We start from the raw sequence: 18227 nt of genomic DNA on the forward strand, positions 1-18227 counted from the left end.
ACCGTCAATGTGGGAGCGGGCTTGCTCGCGAAAGCGGTGTGCCAGTCGTTACTGCTTCGACTGACACTGCGCATTCGCGAGCAAGCCCGCTCCCACACAAGCCCGCTCCAGCAGGGAGAGAGCCGGTTACTTAGTAGCGGTAGGCGTGCGGCTTGAACGGGCCTTCGACGGTCACGCCGATGTAGTCGGCCTGGGTCTTGGTCAGTTGCGTCACGACGCCGCCGAAGCCGCGGACCATTTCCAGGGCCACTTCTTCGTCGAGTTTCTTCGGCAGTACTTCCACGGTCAGGCGCTCGGCTTTCTGGGCTGGCGACAGGTCGGCGTACTTCTGGCCGAACAGGAAGATCTGCGCCAGTACCTGGTTGGCGAACGAGCCATCCATGATGCGGCTTGGGTGGCCAGTGGCGTTGCCCAGGTTAACTAGGCGGCCTTCGGCCAGCAGGATCAGGTAGTCATCGTTCTGTGGGTCGAAATCACCACTGCCTGTACGGTGAACCTTGTGAACCTGAGGCTTGACCTCTTCCCATGCCCAGTTCTTGCGCATGAAAGCGGTGTCGATTTCGTTGTCGAAGTGCCCGATGTTGCACACCACGGCGCGCTTTTTCAGGGCCTTGAGCATGTTCGCATCGCAGACGTTGACGTTACCGGTGGTGGTCACGATCAGGTCGATCTTGCCCAGCAGGGCCTTGTCGATGCTGGCTTCGGTGCCGTCGTTCTGGCCGTCGATGAACGGCGAGACCACTTCGAAACCGTCCATGCAGGCTTGCATGGCGCAGATCGGGTCGACTTCGGAGACCTTGACGATCATGCCTTCCTGGCGCAGGGACTGGGACGAACCCTTGCCCACGTCACCGTAGCCGATCACCAGGGCTTGCTTGCCCGACAGCAGGTGGTCGGTGCCGCGCTTGATCGCATCGTTGAGGCTGTGACGGCAGCCGTACTTGTTGTCGTTCTTGCTCTTGGTCACCGAGTCGTTGACGTTGATGGCCGGGATTTTCAGCTCGCCCTTGGCCAGCATGTCCAGCAGGCGGTGTACGCCGGTGGTGGTCTCTTCGGTCACGCCGTGGACGCGGTCGAGAATCTGCGGGTACTTCTTGTGCAGCAGCTCGGTCAGGTCGCCGCCGTCGTCGAGGATCATGTTGGCATCCCAAGGCGCGCCATCTTTCAGGATGGTTTGTTCCAGGCACCACTCGTACTCTTCTTCGGTCTCGCCTTTCCAGGCGAAGACAGGGATGCCGGCAGCGGCGATGGCAGCAGCGGCCTGGTCCTGGGTCGAGAAGATGTTGCAGGACGACCAGCGCACTTCGGCACCCAGGGCAACCAGGGTTTCGATCAGCACGGCAGTCTGGATGGTCATGTGGATGCAGCCGAGAATCTTCGCGCCCTTGAGCGGCTGCTCAGCGGCGTACTTGCGGCGCAGGCCCATCAGGGCAGGCATTTCGGATTCGGCGATAAAGGTTTCGCGACGGCCCCAGGCAGCGAGGGACATATCGGCGACTTTGTAGTCGGTAAAACCTGCAGGCGTGATTACAGCGCTCATGAAGAGCCTCCATTCGTAGTGTGCGAATGGGCGCCGTTGTGCGTTTAGTATCCAACCAGGACAACCCGGCTGGGCAACGCCCCATCCGAGCCTGACAGGCCAGGGCCTGCTGCAGCGCCCCTCGGACAGGTGGCGGGAGAACGGTATCAATCACAGATGACCGTTTTGAAGCGGTGGCGATTATAGCCGCCTGCGCCTGACTTCCCAAGCCTTTCTGTCGGGGTCATGAAGATCGCTCATGACACTGATAGGCAATGGCTCATAGAGCTTGGGCCGGCGCTCTGCCATGATGTTGGCCATCATTTCGCAAGACGCTTTGGAGTGAACATGAACTTCCACACCCGCAAATGGGTAAAACCCGAAGACCTCAACCCCAACGGCACCCTGTTCGGTGGCAGCCTGCTGCGCTGGATCGACGAAGAAGCGGCGATCTACGCCATCGTTCAACTGGGCAACCAGCGCGTGGTGACCAAGTACATTTCCGAGATCAATTTTGTCAGCGCCTCGCGCCAGGGCGACATCATCGAGCTGGGCATCACCGCCACCGAGTTTGGCCGCACCTCCATCACCCTGACCTGTGAAGTGCGCAACAAGATCACGCGCAAGAGCATCCTCACCGTAGAAAAAATGGTCTTCGTCAACCTCGGCGAAGACGGCCTGCCGGCACCCCATGGTCGTACCGAGATCAAGTACGTCAAAGACCAGTTCCAGGACGACAGCGAGTAACCCTCCGTGTAAGGAAGTGGCCATTGAACGCTGGTGATGACTGGCAGGTCGTACCTGAACATCGTCACCCAACGTTCAGGTACGCCCATGGCCACGCAAAAAGACGGCAAGACTCCCAACCTGTCGCAGGAAGAACAGCAGGATGTGGACAAGAACCAGCCACCCCGGGCGGCGGTGCTGCATGAAATCATCCGCACCCAGGGCGACCAGGAGCTGGAGCGCAGCGTAGCGGCGCTGTGGTGGTCGGCGCTGGCCGCCGGCCTGACCATGGGCCTGTCATTGATGGCCATGGGGCTGCTCAACTCACGCCTGCCCGACGGCGAAGGCTTCAAGGTGATTGCCAGCTTTGGCTACTGCGCAGGCTTTCTCGCAGTGATCCTCGCGCGCCAGCAACTGTTTACCGAAAACACCCTGACCGCCGTGCTGCCGGTGATGAGCAAGCCGACCCTGGGCAATGCCGGGCGCCTGTTGCGGCTGTGGACGGTGGTGCTGGTGGGCAACCTCTGCGGCACCTTGCTGGTGGCTTATGTGATGCTGCACCTGCCGATCTTCGACACCAAGACCGACCAGGCCTTCCTCGAAATCGGGCGCAAGATCATGGAAAACGATACGGGCCAGATGTTCGCCAAGGGCATCGTCTCCGGCTGGATGATCGCCACCATGGTGTGGATGATCCCGTCCATGGAAAGCGCCAAGATGTGGATCATTATCCTGATCACCTACCTGATGGCCTTGGGCGACTTCACCCACATCGTCGTCGGTTCGGCGGAAGTGTCCTACCTGGTATTTGCCGGCGAGCTACCGTGGAAGGACTTCTGGCTGGTATTTGCCGGGCCGACCCTGGCGGGCAATATCATCGGCGGCAGCTTTATCTTTGCGTTGATCAGCCATGCGCAGATTCGCAGCGAAGGCAGCCTGCCGGGCAAAAAGGCGGCGGACCCGAGGCATCCGCAGCGGATCGACAAGGATCAGTGAGGCCAGTGTGTGCCAGCGCGGTATTTGGTATATGTATGTGCTGACACATCACGAATCACTTACAGGAGGTTCCATTGCTTGCGACAGTCTTGGTACTGATAGCGGCACTGTTGCATGCGACGTGGAACACCTTGATCAAATTCAGCGGCGAACGCCTGTTGGTGATCGCCTGCATGGACAGCGTTGCGCTGCTGTTTGTGCTACTGGCGGTAGGATTTGTGTCGCTGCCGCCCTTGGAAATCTGGCCGTGGATCATCGCCTCGGCGCTGTTCGAGTTGCTCTACCGCTACCTGCTGATCCAGGCCTACCGCGTCGGTGACCTTGGGTTGGTGTATCCGCTGATGCGCGGCTTATCGCCGCTGGTGGTGCTGGCGTTGACCCTGGTGTTTGCCGGGGAGGTACTCAGTACCCAGCAGATTGTCGGCATCCTGCTGATCCCGCTCGGCATGTTGTGCCTGTTGTGGCATGGCGGTGGTGGGGATCGGTTGCCGTGGTCGATGTTGCCGGTGGTGGCGCTGATCGGCCTGTGCATTGGCTGCTACACCTTCCTCGATGGTCAGGCGCTGCGGCGCTGGTCGCACCCATTGGACTACCTGGTCTGGGTGACCCTGCTCAGCGCCTGGCCGTTTCCATTGTTGGCCATGGTGCGCAAGCGTGCGGCGTTCAGCCTGTTCTGGCGCACACAATGGCGGTTGGGGTTGAGCGTGGGTTTGTGCGTGTTGTTGAGCTACGCTCTGGTGCTTTGGGCCATGCAGTTGGGCTCGATTGCCGAGGCCGCCGCGTTGCGGGAAGTCAGCGTGATCCTGGTGGTGTTGTTCGGCATGCGTTACCTGAAAGAACCTTTCGGCCGCTCCCGGCTCTTAGCCTGTGGGTTGGTACTGATCGGCATGCTCGTGATGAAACTCTAACCAGCGGATAAAACTAAAAAAGGAATGAGTGATGACTGTCGCTTTCTGGTGTGTGTTGATCGCAATTTTTCTGCCTTACCTGTGTACCGGCGTGGCCAAGTTCAGTGGTGGCAAGTTCGGCCCCCGGCAGAACCATGACCCCCGGGCCTTCCTCGAAACCCTCGAAGGCTTCGCCAAGCGCGCCCACAGTGCACAGCTCAACAGCTTCGAAGTGACCCCGGCGTTTGCCGCTGCGGTGATCATTGCCCACCTGGCCGGCAACGCGGAACTGGTGACCATCAACGTACTGGCGGTGCTGTTTATCACCAGCCGCCTGCTGTACATCATCTGCTACCTGGCGGACTGGGCGATCTTGCGTTCGCTGGTGTGGTTCGTGGGCATGGCGTTGATTGCGAGTTTCTTCTTCGTCTCGATCTAAGGCACGCAGCCAGCCCTTGTGGGAGCTGGCTTGCCAGCGATGACGCCAGCACGTGCACCCGCGATGTCGGATTTCAAACCGCCATCGCCGGCCAGCCGGTTCCTACAAAGGCGCATCCGGCACTTGAGGCAGCGCCGTACCCTTGGGCCACAACATCCAGATCTGGCCCTGCTGCTTCATGTTCCCGGCCAACTCGCCCGCCGCATCACCGGTGCCCCAGAACAGGTCCGCACGTACCTCGCCGACAATCGCCCCCCCGGTATCCTGGGCCGCTACCGGCCGTACGACCGGCGCGCCATCGGGGCGGGTGGTGGACAGCCACAACAGGCTGCCCAGCGGGATGACCTTGCGGTCCACGGCTACGCTGTAGCCTGCGGTCAGCGGCACGTTCAGCGAGCCGCGCGGGCCTTCATTGCTGTCGGGGCGGGTGCTGAAGAAGACGTAGCTGGGGTTGCTCGCCAACAGTTCCGGGATCCGCTCAGGATGGGCCTTGGCCCAGGCACTGATCGCGCCCATGCTCACTTCGTCTTTCTTCAACTCGCCTTGCTCCACCAGCCAGCGGCCGATAGGGCGATACGGGAAGCCGTTCTGGTCGGCATAGCCCACGCGCAGTTGACGACCGTCAGCCAGCTGGATGCGGCCAGAACCCTGGATTTGCAGAAATTGCAGGTCCATCGGGTGAGTCAGCCAGGCAATAGGCTTGGCACTGGAGCCTTGCTGGTTGATGGTGCCGGCATCGTCATAGGGCTTGAGTACCCGGCCTTCCAGGCGCCCGCGCAGGCGTTTGCCCTTGAGTTCGGGGTAGATGCTTTCCAGGTTGACGATGATCAGGTCGTCCGGCACCCCAAACACCGGCACGTGGGCGGTCTTGGTTTCGGTGAGGCTGCCCGGGTAGACCGGTTCGTAATAGCCGGTGATCAGCCCATTGGGCGTGTTGTCCGCCGAGCGCAAGCCATAGACGTCCAACTGCTGCTTGAGGAAACCACGGATATCCCCGGCATTGCCCGGCACATTGACCGCTGCAGCGCAGGTGGCGCCCCACACCGGGTCGTTCTTCAAGCGTTGGCAGGCGCTGCGCCAGGATTCGAAGCCAGCTTGCAGGTCGCTGTCCGAAACCACCGGCAGGTCTTCCCAGGTGGCACTGACGTAGGTCGCCACAGCATGGGGTTTTTCTGGCTCAGGTTTGGGTGCCGGAGCGTTGCCGCCGTCGCATCCGGCGAGTAGTGCGATCATCGGCAGAGCCCATGCCAGCCGGCGGCTCCAGGGGTTAAACAGGTTATTCATGCAAGTAATTCCCAAGGCGATTGCCTGCGCAGGGTGCGGCGCAAGCATCCATATTATTAATAGGGCTATTGGTCTTTGCGGGCGGGGCGAGGATACTGGCCGCCGTTTCCCGTGACCCTGAGCCATCATGACTTTTAAAAAACTGACTGTTGTATTGCTGGCCTGCCTGACGCTGACCGCTTGCGGTGGCGTTGACCCGAACTCGCCATTGGGCCAGCGCAAGGCCATCTTCAAGCAGATGCTCAAGACGGGCGAAGACCTGGGCGGCATGCTGCGTGGCCGCATCCCGTTCGACGGGGCCAAATTTGCCGAAGGTGCGGTCAAGCTTGACGCTTTGTCCCATGAGCCGTGGAATCACTTTCCAACGGTGCGCGAAGAAGATCACACCAGCGCCAAGGACGACGTATGGCAAAAACAGGCCCAGTTCCAGGAACTGGCGCGCAACCTTGAGGCGGCCACCGGTGAATTGGTGATCGCCAGCCAGGTGCAGCCTTACAAAGCCACTGACTTGAAGCCTGCGGTGCAGAAAGTCGAAGATGCCTGCAGCGCCTGTCATAAGCAGTTTCGCGACCATTGAGGCTCGATTGGCTGCGCCTTACTTGTCCAGGTCGTCGAGGGCTTGCTGCAACTCTTTGCGCGATTCAGCGAGCTTGTCCTTACGCTTGTTGATCTTCTCGGAGTCGCCCTTTTTCATGGCCTTGTCGAGGTCGGCCTGACGGCGGCTGACTTCGTGCTTGGCGTCCAGCACCTTGTTCTCGCGTTCCTTTTTCAGGGAGGCATCGGTGCAGTGGGCGGTGACTTCGCTCAAGGCTTTTTCCAGGCCGGCTTGTTGCTCACTGTTGCCGTGGGCCTTGGCTTGTTCGATCTGCAGGCTGATGGCCTGGCGCTTGGCGGCGCAACCGGTCAGTTGCGGGGCTGTCTCGGCAGCCAGCAATGGCGTGGCGAGGAAGCTGGTAACGGTCAACAGGGCAAGCGGTGCAAGAAATTTCATGGAAACTCCAAAGTAAACAGATCGTTGTCAGGTGGGCAGGATGATTTCTGCTGGCACCGATTAAATTGGCGGGTCGGGACTAAAAGCCATCTATCCCGGCAGCCCGCAGTGTTTCACTCATAGCCACCACCTGGGGGTCGCGAAAAAAGGCGCTCAATTGCGCCGCGCGCCCCGGGCCGATTCCTGCTTCGGCCTGCCAGGCTTGAGTGTCTCGCGCAGCCAGGGCATGCCAGCCGCCCGCCAGGTTATTGCGGGCGGTAGGTGGAACCCCAAGCGCCATCAGCCATTGCGCGAACGGTCGCTGGCGCGCCACTTGCAGGCTCGCAAGCAGGCGCGCACTGCTGCGGTCGCCGAATCCGTCAATGGTAGCAAGCTCTGTCTCATCAAGGTTCAACCAATCCACCAAACCACTGATTTGCCCGGCCTGGATCAAGCTATTCCAGGTCTCGCGGCCAATGTGTGGCAGGTCCAGCCCTTGCTTGCCGCTGAGCCAGGTCAGCCGGGCCAGCAGTTGCTCCTCGCAGGCCGGGGCCAATTGCCAGCAGCTCAGGTGATGGAAATTGCTGGCTACCGGCACCGCGACATCGACCCGTGGATAGCTGCGCAGGATGACCTGGTCGAGCCTTGGGATCACCTGGCCGGCGAGGCTGATGGACACCTGGTCGCCTGGGCGGATATCCAATTCCTGCCAGCGCTTCAAGGAGCCGATGCTGACGCGTTTGATCTGACGGTCGTCGAGCAGCACCGGGTCCAGTTCCAGGATCGGAGTGATACGGCCGGTGCGGCCGATTTTGAACTGCACATGGCGAACATGGGCCAGGGCTTTGATGACCGGGTATTTCCAGGCAACAGCCCAATACGGCGTACCGGCCTGCCAGCGTTCGGCCGGGGCGCGCTGGCTGTGGTGCAGCACCACGCCATCAGTGGCGAAGGGCAATGGATGTTCATGCCAGAAAGTTCGCCAGTGCCGTGCCTGTTCGAAGGTGTCGATGGGCTGGCTGTAACGCTGGCTATCGCCAAAACCCCAGCGTGCGAGGCTGTCCAACTGCTGCTTGAGGTCCGCCGGCCCATGGGGCCAGGCCCAGACAAACAGGCCGATACCTGCGGCGTCGGCGTCACTCAGGTGTTGGCGGTTCATCAGCCCGGAGACTTTACTGCGGGCATTCATGCCGCCCGTCTCCCCTTGTATGTGGGCGCCCAGGCGCCAATACAGCTCGCCCTGCAAGAGCAGGTCGATGGCCTCGGGCAGCTGTTGCACGATGCCTGGAATGTTGCGGGCCGAGGCGGTCCAGTCCTGGCCGAACAGGCCGTCGCCGCGGCTGATGACCTGGGCCAGGCGCCCTGCGCGATAGACCAGGGTCACCGCCACACCATCGACCTTGGGTTGTACCCACAGGTCGCGGCGTGTGCTGATCCAGTCTGCCACGGCGCGGTCGTTGACCAGCTTCTCAAGGCCTGTATGCGCGACTGGGTGGGCAACAGTGCCGCGCGCGCTGGACAGGGGGTTGTTGGCAGATGACGGTGCCTGTGCGAAGCAACCCCGCCATTGCTCCAGGCGTATGCGGGCCTGATCGTAGAGCTCGTCGCTGATCAGGGATTGGCCGAGCCGATGGTAACTGTCATCCCACAGGCCGATTTGCCGTTGCAGGGCGGTTATTTCGTCCTGGGCCTTGTTCACTGGCCAGTCCGGGCAGCCCTGCGCCCAGGCGATGAGAGGGAAGAGCATCAACAGCAGGTAGGTCAGCAGGCGTGGCGGCATCATGAGCATCCTTGCTCTGAAGGGGGGGCCAGCCTAAAGCAGGCAGACGCCCATAAAAAAGCCCCGCAGGCGCGAGGCTTTTTACCGGGTGTTTCTGCTTACTTGAACAGACCGCCCAGGGCTTTCACGGTGTCGTTGCTGTCTGCCTTGGCCTGCTGCTTTTGCGAGGCTTCGTCGAGCTTGCCCTGGGACTCGCCGACTTTTTTGCAACCTTTGTTTACCTGATCCAGTGCAGCCTGCATGGCCTTCACTTTCAGGTCTTCGCCATTGGCTTTGGCGGCATCGACCTTGGCTTGCAGCTCCTGGCTCTGTTTTTCGCAGTTGCCGGTTGCGCCGCCCAACTGGGAAGTCAGGGCGCCAGTCAGGCCGCTCAGGTCAGCGGCTTGCACTGGCAGGGCGAACAGGCTGAACAGGACGGCGGCAGGGGCGAACGTGGAAATACGCATGAAAAACCTCAATGTTCGATTGCCTGCGCACTTGGCTGTCCCGAGCGGGCGCAATGCAATATCCAATGTGGTTGAGCGCTCGGGAGGGCGCGGATTCTAGTGGGCCATCATTTTGCCTGCAAGGTTTGGATCCAATAAATGTGAACTATTTGCCAGGTTCGCCGTCGCGTGCTCATCGGTGCCTGTAAAAAAGCGCAACAAAAAGCCCCGCCGGGAATACCCGGCGGGGCCTTGGGTGCTACGTGCTGCGATTACAGGCCGGCAGCGGTGCGCAGGTCGTCGGCGCGGTCGGTTTTTTCCCAGGTGAACGTGGTGAAGGTGTCGTCGCCGACGGTCTTCTGTTCAGGGGTACGGCCGAAGTGGCCGTAGGCCGCGGTTTCCTGGTACATCGGGTGCAGCAGGTCGAGCATGGTGGTGATTGCGTACGGACGCAGGTCGAAAATCTCACGCACCAGCTTGACGATCTTGTCGTCGCTGATCTTGCCGGTGCCGAAGGTGTTCAGCGAGATCGACGTAGGCTGGGCCACACCAATGGCGTAGGACACCTGAATCTCGCAGCGTTCGGCCAGCCCGGCGGCAACGATGTTCTTGGCCACATAACGACCGGCGTAGGCGGCCGAGCGGTCAACCTTGGATGGATCCTTGCCGGAGAACGCGCCACCGCCGTGACGGGCCATGCCGCCGTAGCTGTCGACGATGATCTTGCGACCGGTCAGGCCGCAGTCGCCTACCGGGCCACCAATGATGAACTGGCCGGTCGGGTTGATATGGAACTGGGTGTCCTTGGTCAGCAGCTCGGCAGGCAGCACGTGCTTGACGATCAGCTCCATCACGCCTTCGCGCAGGTCTTTGTAGGAGACTTCCGGGTTGTGCTGGGTCGACAGCACCACGGCGTCGATGCCCACCACTTTGCCGCCTTCGTAACGGCAGGTCACCTGGGACTTGGCGTCCGGGCGCAACCAAGGCAGCAGGCCGGATTTACGGGCTTCGGCCTGGCGCTTGACCAACTGGTGGGAGAAGGTGATCGGCGCAGGCATCAGTACGTCGGTTTCGTTGCTGGCGTAGCCGAACATCAGGCCCTGGTCGCCGGCGCCCTGGTCTTCTGGCTTGGCACGGTCCACACCCTGGTTGATGTCGGGCGACTGCTTGCCGATGATGTTCATCACGCCGCAGGTCGCGCCGTCGAAGCCGACGTCGGAGCTGGTGTAGCCGATGTCGGTGATCACGTCACGGACGATCTGCTCCAGGTCGACCCAGGCCGACGTGGTGACTTCACCGGCGATGATCGCCACGCCCGTTTTCACCAGCGTCTCGCACGCCACGCGGGCGAACTTGTCTTCAGCAATGATGGCGTCCAGCACCGCATCAGAAATCTGGTCGGCGATTTTGTCCGGATGCCCTTCAGACACGGACTCGGAGGTGAAAAGGGAATATTCGCTCATCTCGATGTTTTCCTGATATTTACCGATGGTGAGTGTCGCCAGTTGGCCGCTGAAAGTGGCGGACCTGAATCTGGAAACCATTACGTAAGCCTACATAGAGGCTTTCCCCGGGAACGAGTCCCGCAGCGGTGGCCCAACGGGCCAGATCGTCCTGTTCAAACCCCAACCATAGATCACCGCAGGCCTCCCTGGCCCAACTCTGGTTGTGGCTGCATAAATCGGTTACCAAAAGACTGCCGCCCGGTTGCAGCAAACCGGCCATTTGTTTGAGGGCATCGGCCGGGGCGGCGAAATGGTGCAAGACCATGTTCAGCACCACGCAATCGGCTTGCAGCCCTACATCATTCAAGGCATCGGCCAGCCGCAGGCTGACGTTGCCCAAGTGCTCGCGTTCGCACAGCTGGCGCGCCAGTTCCAGCATGGCCGGGCTGTTGTCCAGCGCCGTCACCTGGTGGAAGCGGCGTGCCAGGTCTGGCAGGAACCCGCCATCGCCCGGGCCGACTTCCAGCGCCGTGGCAGCCTGGCTGAAGCCCAGTTTGTCGAGCAGCGCCAATACGCTTTCGCGGTATTGAGGCAGCCCGGCAATCAGGTCCTGCTGGGCGCGAAATTTGTCCGCCACCCGTGAGAAAAAGTCCTGGCTGGCGGCGGCGCGTTGCCCGTGGACCTGTGCGATCCGCGATTGGACGTCAGCCGGCAGGGCCAGGTTGTCCACTTCTTCGAGCAATGCAGCGTGCAGCTTGCCACCCAGCAAGTCGGTGTGGGGCAGGGCGCGACGGTAAAAAATCGCGTTGCCTTCACGGCGGGTGGCCACCAGGTCGGCCTGGGCGAGCACTTTCAGGTGATGGCTCATGCCGGACTGGCCAATGGCAAAGATCCGTGCCAGTTCCAATACGCCAAACGAGTCGTTGGCCAGGGCGCGCAATACATTCAGGCGCAGCGGATCGCCGCCGGCCTTGCACAGGGCCGCCAGCTCATCGCAGTCGTCGGGGCGAATGGAAGGCGCAGGTAAGTTCATAAGGCCAGCAGTCTAGTGATGAGGTCAAATCCTCGCAAGGCCAATATCAAAAAGTTTTGATATTGGTCGATAATCGGTGGTTATAAGCAGGCGCTATAACCTTTAGACGAACGGCGGGAAGTGTTCTTGCTGCCAATGCAGTCCAAACCACAGGAAAAACCTACATATGTCGGTATCTGTCATTGCCCCTAAGGCCTTGGCTGAGGGAAAATGCCGGTCCTTTTTTCCGTTTCTTTTATTCACTCTCGATTCAATATCCTCAGGAGATCAGCGATGCCCAGCCGTCGTGAGCGTGCCAACGCCATTCGTGCCCTCAGCATGGATGCCGTGCAAAAAGCCAACAGCGGCCATCCCGGTGCCCCGATGGGCATGGCGGATATCGCCGAGGTACTTTGGCGTGACTACCTGAAACACAACCCGAGCAACCCCTCGTTCGCCGACCGTGACCGCTTCGTGCTGTCCAACGGCCATGGCTCGATGTTGATCTATTCGTTGCTGCACCTGACCGGCTACGACCTGTCCATCGACGACCTCAAGCAGTTCCGCCAACTGCACAGCCGCACCCCGGGCCACCCGGAATTCGGCTACACCCCTGGCGTCGAGACCACCACCGGTCCCCTGGGCCAAGGCCTGGCCAACGCCGTGGGCTTCGCCCTGGCCGAAAAAGTCCTGGCGGCGCAGTTCAACCGTCCAGGCCATAACGTTGTCGACCACCACACCTATGTGTTCCTGGGTGATGGCTGCATGATGGAAGGCATTTCCCACGAAGTCAGTTCCCTGGCAGGTACCCTGGGCCTGGGCAAGCTGATTGCTTTCTACGATGACAACGGCATCTCCATCGATGGCGAAGTCGAAGGCTGGTTCACCGACGACACGCCAAAGCGTTTCGAAGCCTACAACTGGCAGGTCATCCGCAATGTTGACGGCCACGATCCGGAAGAGATCAAGACGGCCATCGAAACGGCGCGCAAAAGCGAGCAGCCGACGCTGATCTGCTGCAAGACCACCATTGGCTTCGGTTCGCCGAACAAGCAAGGCAAGGAAGACTGCCACGGCGCCCCACTGGGTGACGCGGAAATCGCCCTGACCCGCGAAGCGCTGAAGTGGAACTACGGCCCGTTCGAAATCCCGGCTGATATCTACGCCGAGTGGGACGCCAAGGAAGCCGGCCGCGCCGCTGAAGCCGAGTGGGACCAGCGTTTTGAAGCCTACGCCGCCCAATTCCCGGCATTGGCCAATGAGCTGATGAGCCGCCTCAATGGCGACCTGCCGCTGGACTTCTCGGCCAAGGCCGACGAGTACATCGCAGAAGTGGCTGCCAAAGGCGAAACCATCGCCAGCCGCAAAGCCAGCCAGAACGCGCTGAATGCCTATGGCCCACTGCTGCCTGAACTGCTTGGCGGTTCGGCTGACCTGGCCGGTTCCAACCTGACCCTGTGGAAAGGTTGCAAAGGTGTCTCGGCTGAAGACGCCAGCGGCAACTACATGTACTACGGCGTGCGCGAGTTCGGCATGAGCGCCATCATGAACGGCGTTGCCCTGCACGGTGGCCTGGTGCCTTACGGCGCGACGTTCCTGATGTTCATGGAATACGCACGCAATGCCGTACGCATGGCGGCGCTGATGAAGAAGCGCGTGATCCACGTGTACACCCACGACTCCATCGGCCTGGGCGAAGACGGCCCGACGCACCAGCCGGTCGAGCAACTGACCAGCCTGCGTACCACGCCGAACCTGGATTGCTGGCGCCCAGCCGACGCGGTGGAATCGGCCGTGGCCTGGAAGCACGCGATCGAGCGCAAGGACGGCCCTTCGGCGCTGATCTTCTCCCGCCAGAACCTGCAGCACCAGGCGCGTACCGACGCGCAGATCGCCGCTATCAGCCGTGGTGGCTACGTGCTCAAGGACTGCATCGGCGAGCCGGAGCTGATCCTGATCTCCACCGGTTCCGAAGTGGGCCTGACCGTTCAGGCCTACGACAAGCTGACTGCCCAAGGCCGTAACGTGCGCGTTGTGTCCATGCCGTGCACTAGCGTGTTCGAAGCCCAGGACGCGGACTACAAGCAATCGGTCCTGCCGTTGCAGGTCAGCGCGCGTATTGCCATTGAAGCGGCGCACGCCGACTATTGGTACAAGTACGTGGGCCTGGAAGGTCGCGTGATCGGCATGACTACCTATGGTGAGTCGGCGCCGGCGCCAGCGTTGTTCGAAGAGTTCGGTTTCACCCTGGAAAACATCCTGGGTCAGGCTGAAGAGCTGCTGGAAGACTAAGTCAGTCTGCGTTGTCTGTACTGGCGCCATCGCGGGCAAGCCCGCTCCCACATTTGGATCGCGGTCTAATGTGGGAGCGGGCTTGCCCGCGATAGCGATGGAACATATTGATCGAGAACCCCATGCCTGAACCCCGTCCCTACAAAGTTGCACTCAACGGCTACGGCCGGATTGGTCGTTGCGTCTTGCGTGCGCTGTTCGAGCGAGGGGCGGCGGCCGGGTTTGAAATTGTCGCAATCAACGATCTGGCCGACATGGCCAGCATCGAATACCTGACACGCTTCGACTCCACCCACGGCCGGTTCCCCGGCGAAGTGCGGATCGACGGCGATTGTCTGCATATCAATGGCAACTGCGTGAAAGTTTTGCGCAGTGCCACGCCCGAGGGCATCGACTGGGCGGCGCTGGGCGTCGACCTGGTGCTGGAATGCTCCGGTGCCTACCACACCCGTGCCGATGGCCAGCGATTCCTCGACGCCGGTGCGCCGCGCGTGCTGTTTTCCCAGCCGATGGCCAGCGAGGCGGATGTCGACGCCACCATCGTCTACGGTGTCAACCAGGACTGCCTGACCGGTGACGAGTTGCTGGTGTCCAACGCCTCCTGCACCACCAACTGCGGCGTGCCGCTGTTGCGTCTGCTGGACCAGGCAATTGGCCTGGAATATGTGTCGATCACCACCATTCACTCGGCGATGAACGACCAGCCGGTGATCGACGCCTACCACCATGAAGACCTGCGCCGCACCCGTTCGGCGTTCCAGTCGGTGATTCCGGTGTCCACCGGCCTGGCCCGCGGTATCGAACGCCTGCTGCCGGAACTTGCCGGGCGAATCCAGGCCAAAGCAGTGCGCGTGCCGACGGTGAACGTGTCGTGCCTGGATATCACCATGCAAACCGTCAGTGACACCGACGCCGGCGAGGTCAACCGGATCTTGCGCGACGCCGCCACCAGCGGCCCGCTCAAAGGCCTGTTGGCCTACACCGAGTTGCCCCACGCCAGTTGTGATTTCAACCATGACCCGCATTCGGCCATCGTCGATGCCAGCCAGACCCGTGTTTCCGGCCCGAGGCTGGTGAACATCCTGGCCTGGTTCGATAACGAATGGGGCTTTGCCAACCGCATGCTGGATGTTGCGGAACATTATCTGCACATCGCTTCTGCAAAATCAGCCTTTCAAAATCAAGCAATTCAGGAACTGCGACCATGACCGTGTTGAAGATGTCCGACCTCGATCTGCAAGGTAAGCGCGTATTGATCCGCGAAGACCTCAACGTCCCAGTCAAGGACGGTGTGGTCACCAGCGATGCGCGCATCCTTGCCTCGCTGCCGACCATCAAGCTGGCCCTGGAAAAAGGCGCGGCCGTAATGGTCTGCTCCCACCTGGGTCGTCCGACCGAAGGTGAGTTCTCCGCCGAAAATAGCCTCAAGCCTGTAGCCGATTACCTGAGCAAGGCCCTGGGCCGCGAAGTGCCGCTGGTGGCTGATTACCTGGGCGGCGTCGACGTCAAGGCCGGCGACATCGTGCTGTTCGAAAACGTGCGTTTCAACAAGGGCGAGAAAAAGAACAGCGACGAACTGGCCCAGCAATATGCTGCGCTGTGTGACGTGTTCGTGATGGATGCGTTCGGCACCGCGCACCGCGCCGAGGGTTCGACCCATGGCGTAGCCAAGTTCGCCAAGGTGGCCGCTGCTGGCCCGTTGCTGGCTGCCGAGCTGGACGCACTGGGCAAGGCCCTGGGCGCACCGGCCCAGCCAATGGCCGCCATCGTGGCGGGCTCCAAGGTGTCGACCAAGCTGGACGTGCTCAACAGCCTGAGCCAGATCTGCAACCAGTTGATCGTTGGCGGCGGCATTGCCAACACTTTCCTGGCGGCCGCTGGCCATCCGGTAGGCAAATCCCTGTACGAGCCGGACCTGCTGGACACTGCCCGCGCCATCGCGGCCAAGGTCAGCGTGCCACTGCCGGTGGACGTGGTAGTGGCCAAGGAATTCGCTGAAAGCGCCGAAGCGACCGTCAAGCTGATCGCCGACGTGGCGGCAGACGACATGATCCTGGACATCGGCCCACAAACTGCTGCGAACTTCGCTGAGCTGCTGAAAGCCTCCCGGACTATCCTGTGGAACGGCCCGGTGGGTGTGTTCGAGTTCGACCAGTTCGGCAACGGCACCAAAGTGCTGGCCAAGGCAATTGCCGAAAGTTCGGCATTCTCCATTGCCGGCGGTGGCGACACCCTGGCGGCCATCGATAAATATGGCGTTGCTGAGCAGATCTCCTACATTTCTACCGGTGGTGGCGCGTTCCTTGAGTTCGTCGAAGGCAAGGTGCTGCCAGCCGTTGAAGTGCTGGAAAGTCGAGCCAAGGGCTGAGGCCTGCGGTCTGGAAAAGGAGCATTCCCATGATCAAGCCATTCGCGCTGGTGATTGCAGCAGGCCTGTTGGCCGGCTGCGGCAGCGCGCCCAAGGCGCCGCCAGAGGCACCGGGGGCTGCGCCGCACAAGGGCTGCTACCAGGCCGACTGGCAGGCTGAAACCATGCCGGTGATCAGCAAGCGCATAGGGCCCGACGGGCTGGAGAAATACGACTCCCCGCCCAAAGGTAAGGAACAGGGTTGCCCTTGATGGGTCTGATTCACTAACCGACAGCAGTGGCGGCCCCAGGCCGCCGTTCGAGGATTGGCAATGAAAGGCGTTATCGCCCTGGCAGCACTGGCTCTACTGGCCGGTTGTGCCAACCTGAACATGTTCAACAAGGCACAACCGCAGCAAGCACCATGGACCACCTGGGTATGCGACAGCCAGGCCCAGGTGAACTGGCGGTTTGTCGATACCGACCACAAGCAGGTGGATGTGCGCCTCGGCGGCTCCGACCAGGTCTATCGCCTCAAGGAAGACGTGGCGGCCTCCGGCGCGCTGTACAGCAATGAACGGCTGGCGTTTCACACCAAAGGTGAGGAAGGCCTGGTTTACTGGGTGGCCACCGATGATTTGATCGGCCGGGGCTGCAAGGCCCAATAGAAAGAACACGGTCTCAACATAAATGATATCCAAATGTGGGAGCGGGCTTGCCCGCGAAAGCGGTGGCGCAGTTGGCGAATTCGGTGTCTGGCACACCGCGATCGCAGGCAAGCCAGCTCCCACATGATTCGGTTCCAGATTGGAATTTGGGTCAGCCCCAGTAGCAATAACGATTCAGCAGGCCAAGGCTCAACGCCTTGATCTGCAATAACTTGAATAGCAGCCGCCGCTACGGCAGGCTTGCACGATTAACGACCCTCGACCGGGAGAGACAACACAATGGCACTTATCAGCATGCGTCAAATGCTGGACCACGCAGCCGAGTTCGGCTACGGCGTCCCAGCCTTTAACGTCAACAACCTTGAGCAGATGCGCGCCATCATGGAAGCCGCTGACAAGACCGACTCCCCAGTGATCGTCCAGGCTTCGGCCGGTGCCCGCAAATACGCCGGTGCGCCGTTCCTGCGTCACCTGATCCTTGCGGCAATCGAAGAATTCCCACACATCCCGGTGTGCATGCACCAGGACCACGGCACCAGCCCTGACGTGTGCCAGCGCTCGATCCAACTGGGCTTCAGCTCGGTAATGATGGACGGCTCCCTCGGTGAAGACGGCAAGACCCCGACCGACTACGACTACAACGTGCGTGTCACCCAACAAACCGTCGCCCTGGCTCACGCCTGCGGTGTGTCGGTAGAAGGTGAGCTGGGCTGCCTGGGTTCCCTGGAAACCGGCATGGCCGGTGAAGAAGACGGCATCGGCGCCGAAGGCGTGCTGGATCACAGCCAGATGCTGACCGACCCCGAAGAAGCCGCTGACTTCGTCAAGCGCACCCAGGTCGATGCCCTGGCCATCGCCATCGGCACCAGCCATGGCGCCTACAAGTTCACCAAGCCACCGACTGGCGACGTACTGGCCATCGACCGCATCAAGGAAATCCACAAACGCATCCCCAACACCCACCTGGTGATGCACGGTTCTTCCTCGGTACCGCAAGAGTGGCTGGCGATCATCAACCAGTACGGCGGCGACATCAAAGAAACCTACGGCGTACCGGTTGAAGAAATCGTCGAAGGCATCAAGCACGGCGTGCGCAAGGTCAACATCGACACCGACCTGCGCCTGGCTTCCACCGGTGCGATGCGTCGCCTGATGGCCACCAACCCGAGCGAGTTCGACCCGCGTAAGTTCTTCGGTGCCACTGTGACTGCGATGCGTGATGTATGTATCGCGCGTTACGAAGCGTTCGGTACTGCCGGTAATGCTTCGAAGATCAAGCCTGTGTCGTTGGAAGCGATGTACCAGCGGTACTTGAAAGGTGAGTTGAACGCCAAGGTTAACTAAGCTTCAGGTGTTAATAAAAAACCCGCCTCTTCAGGCTGTGTGAAAACGCAGCCTGATACCTGCGGGTTTTTTATAGATGCGTGAAACACCTGC

Annotated in this window: 18 protein-coding genes and 1 riboswitch; of the genes, 11 read left to right on the forward strand and 7 right to left on the reverse strand. The window is 61.0% G+C overall.

The annotated features are described in order from the left end of the window. Positions 1-130 precede the first annotated feature (130 nt). On the reverse strand, positions 131-1540 hold the full coding sequence (gene ahcY, locus AC19YY_RS08300; RefSeq protein ID WP_169953606.1) for an adenosylhomocysteinase: 1410 nt from the start codon (positions 1538-1540) through the stop codon (positions 131-133). A 21-nt stretch (positions 1541-1561) separates the two neighbouring features. Continuing rightward, positions 1562-1669: riboswitch (S-adenosyl-L-homocysteine riboswitch) on the reverse strand. A gap of 198 nt (positions 1670-1867) precedes the next feature. On the opposite strand from ahcY, the gene AC19YY_RS08305 reads away from it, so the two are divergent. The 4 genes from AC19YY_RS08305 (at position 1868) to AC19YY_RS08320 (ending at position 4567) form a co-directional block, all read left to right on the forward strand. Continuing rightward, positions 1868-2266: an acyl-CoA thioesterase gene (locus tag AC19YY_RS08305; protein WP_029297383.1), complete on the forward strand. Its 399-nt coding sequence runs from the start codon at positions 1868-1870 to the stop codon at positions 2264-2266. An 87-nt stretch (positions 2267-2353) separates the two neighbouring features. Beyond that, positions 2354-3241: a formate/nitrite transporter family protein gene (locus AC19YY_RS08310; RefSeq protein WP_169953842.1), complete on the forward strand. Its 888-nt coding sequence runs from the start codon at positions 2354-2356 to the stop codon at positions 3239-3241. Between the two features lie 74 nt (positions 3242-3315). Then, positions 3316-4149 (forward strand): EamA family transporter, encoded by an 834-nt coding sequence (locus AC19YY_RS08315; RefSeq protein WP_169953608.1) that lies wholly within the window; start codon positions 3316-3318, stop codon positions 4147-4149. A gap of 31 nt (positions 4150-4180) precedes the next feature. Continuing rightward, the gene (locus tag AC19YY_RS08320; protein WP_057960859.1) at positions 4181-4567 is read left to right on the forward strand and encodes an MAPEG family protein; all 387 of its coding nucleotides are present in this window, start codon (positions 4181-4183) and stop codon (positions 4565-4567) included. Positions 4568-4669: 102 nt separating this feature from the next. Here the strand turns inward: AC19YY_RS08320 and mltA are convergent, their stop codons facing one another. After that, on the reverse strand, positions 4670-5851 hold the full coding sequence (gene mltA / locus AC19YY_RS08325) for a murein transglycosylase A (protein ID WP_169953610.1): 1182 nt from the start codon (positions 5849-5851) through the stop codon (positions 4670-4672). A gap of 127 nt (positions 5852-5978) precedes the next feature. On the opposite strand from mltA, the gene AC19YY_RS08330 reads away from it, so the two are divergent. Beyond that, positions 5979-6428, forward strand: a complete 450-nt coding sequence (locus AC19YY_RS08330) for a c-type cytochrome (protein WP_500604051.1) — start codon at positions 5979-5981, stop codon at positions 6426-6428. Positions 6429-6446: 18 nt separating this feature from the next. On the opposite strand, the gene AC19YY_RS08335 is transcribed toward AC19YY_RS08330, so the two are convergent. From AC19YY_RS08335 to AC19YY_RS08355, 5 genes are all read right to left on the reverse strand, one after another. Beyond that, positions 6447-6842, reverse strand: coding sequence for a DUF1090 domain-containing protein (locus AC19YY_RS08335; protein WP_170042168.1), 396 nt, complete (start codon positions 6840-6842; stop codon positions 6447-6449). A 79-nt stretch (positions 6843-6921) separates the two neighbouring features. Continuing rightward, positions 6922-8604 carry an NAD-dependent DNA ligase LigB gene (gene ligB, locus AC19YY_RS08340; protein ID WP_492633833.1) on the reverse strand — a complete coding sequence of 561 codons (1683 nt, stop codon included), beginning with the start codon at positions 8602-8604 and terminating at the stop codon, positions 6922-6924. Positions 8605-8699: 95 nt separating this feature from the next. Then, entirely contained in the window at positions 8700-9047 is a 348-nt protein-coding gene (locus AC19YY_RS08345) for a DUF1090 family protein (RefSeq protein WP_070993955.1), read from the reverse strand. 251 nt (positions 9048-9298) lie between these two features. Next, the gene (gene metK, locus AC19YY_RS08350) at positions 9299-10489 is read right to left on the reverse strand and encodes a methionine adenosyltransferase (RefSeq protein WP_029297363.1); all 1191 of its coding nucleotides are present in this window, start codon (positions 10487-10489) and stop codon (positions 9299-9301) included. A gap of 19 nt (positions 10490-10508) precedes the next feature. Next, entirely contained in the window at positions 10509-11504 is a 996-nt protein-coding gene (locus tag AC19YY_RS08355) for an ArsR/SmtB family transcription factor (protein WP_169953620.1), read from the reverse strand. A gap of 273 nt (positions 11505-11777) precedes the next feature. Here AC19YY_RS08355 and tkt point away from each other — a divergent pair, with 273 nt between their 5' ends. From tkt to fba, 6 genes are all read left to right on the forward strand, one after another. Then, entirely contained in the window at positions 11778-13775 is a 1998-nt protein-coding gene (gene tkt, locus AC19YY_RS08360) for a transketolase (RefSeq protein ID WP_169953622.1), read from the forward strand. Between the two features lie 122 nt (positions 13776-13897). Next, positions 13898-14983, forward strand: coding sequence for an erythrose-4-phosphate dehydrogenase (gene epd, locus AC19YY_RS08365; RefSeq protein ID WP_169953624.1), 1086 nt, complete (start codon positions 13898-13900; stop codon positions 14981-14983). Next, positions 14980-16143, forward strand: coding sequence for a phosphoglycerate kinase (locus AC19YY_RS08370; RefSeq protein WP_169953626.1), 1164 nt, complete (start codon positions 14980-14982; stop codon positions 16141-16143). Before epd ends, AC19YY_RS08370 begins: the two co-directional genes overlap by 4 nt. Before the next feature lie 29 nt (positions 16144-16172). Then, on the forward strand, positions 16173-16394 hold the full coding sequence (locus AC19YY_RS08375) for a hypothetical protein (RefSeq protein WP_169953628.1): 222 nt from the start codon (positions 16173-16175) through the stop codon (positions 16392-16394). 60 nt (positions 16395-16454) lie between these two features. After that, on the forward strand, positions 16455-16790 hold the full coding sequence (locus tag AC19YY_RS08380) for an MliC family protein (RefSeq protein WP_169953630.1): 336 nt from the start codon (positions 16455-16457) through the stop codon (positions 16788-16790). A gap of 279 nt (positions 16791-17069) precedes the next feature. Then, positions 17070-18134: a class II fructose-bisphosphate aldolase gene (gene fba, locus AC19YY_RS08385; protein ID WP_029297347.1), complete on the forward strand. Its 1065-nt coding sequence runs from the start codon at positions 17070-17072 to the stop codon at positions 18132-18134. Positions 18135-18227 lie beyond the last annotated feature (93 nt).

The organism is Pseudomonas sp. MF09156, assembly GCF_059862305.1.

Coding starts and splice junctions, on each gene's coding strand:
- ahcY (WP_169953606.1), bottom strand. CDS start 1,540: ATGAGCGCTGTAATCACGCCTGCAGGTTTTACCGACTACAAAGTCGCC.
- AC19YY_RS08305 (WP_029297383.1), top strand. CDS start 1,868: ATGAACTTCCACACCCGCAAATGGGTAAAACCCGAAGACCTCAACCCC.
- AC19YY_RS08310 (WP_169953842.1), top strand. CDS start 2,354: ATGGCCACGCAAAAAGACGGCAAGACTCCCAACCTGTCGCAGGAAGAA.
- AC19YY_RS08320 (WP_057960859.1), top strand. CDS start 4,181: ATGACTGTCGCTTTCTGGTGTGTGTTGATCGCAATTTTTCTGCCTTAC.
- mltA (WP_169953610.1), bottom strand. CDS start 5,851: ATGAATAACCTGTTTAACCCCTGGAGCCGCCGGCTGGCATGGGCTCTG.
- AC19YY_RS08330 (WP_500604051.1), top strand. CDS start 5,979: ATGACTTTTAAAAAACTGACTGTTGTATTGCTGGCCTGCCTGACGCTG.
- AC19YY_RS08335 (WP_170042168.1), bottom strand. CDS start 6,842: ATGAAATTTCTTGCACCGCTTGCCCTGTTGACCGTTACCAGCTTCCTC.
- ligB (WP_492633833.1), bottom strand. CDS start 8,604: ATGATGCCGCCACGCCTGCTGACCTACCTGCTGTTGATGCTCTTCCCT.
- AC19YY_RS08345 (WP_070993955.1), bottom strand. CDS start 9,047: ATGCGTATTTCCACGTTCGCCCCTGCCGCCGTCCTGTTCAGCCTGTTC.
- metK (WP_029297363.1), bottom strand. CDS start 10,489: ATGAGCGAATATTCCCTTTTCACCTCCGAGTCCGTGTCTGAAGGGCAT.
- AC19YY_RS08355 (WP_169953620.1), bottom strand. CDS start 11,504: ATGAACTTACCTGCGCCTTCCATTCGCCCCGACGACTGCGATGAGCTG.
- tkt (WP_169953622.1), top strand. CDS start 11,778: ATGCCCAGCCGTCGTGAGCGTGCCAACGCCATTCGTGCCCTCAGCATG.
- epd (WP_169953624.1), top strand. CDS start 13,898: ATGCCTGAACCCCGTCCCTACAAAGTTGCACTCAACGGCTACGGCCGG.
- AC19YY_RS08370 (WP_169953626.1), top strand. CDS start 14,980: ATGACCGTGTTGAAGATGTCCGACCTCGATCTGCAAGGTAAGCGCGTA.
- AC19YY_RS08375 (WP_169953628.1), top strand. CDS start 16,173: ATGATCAAGCCATTCGCGCTGGTGATTGCAGCAGGCCTGTTGGCCGGC.
- AC19YY_RS08380 (WP_169953630.1), top strand. CDS start 16,455: ATGAAAGGCGTTATCGCCCTGGCAGCACTGGCTCTACTGGCCGGTTGT.
- fba (WP_029297347.1), top strand. CDS start 17,070: ATGGCACTTATCAGCATGCGTCAAATGCTGGACCACGCAGCCGAGTTC.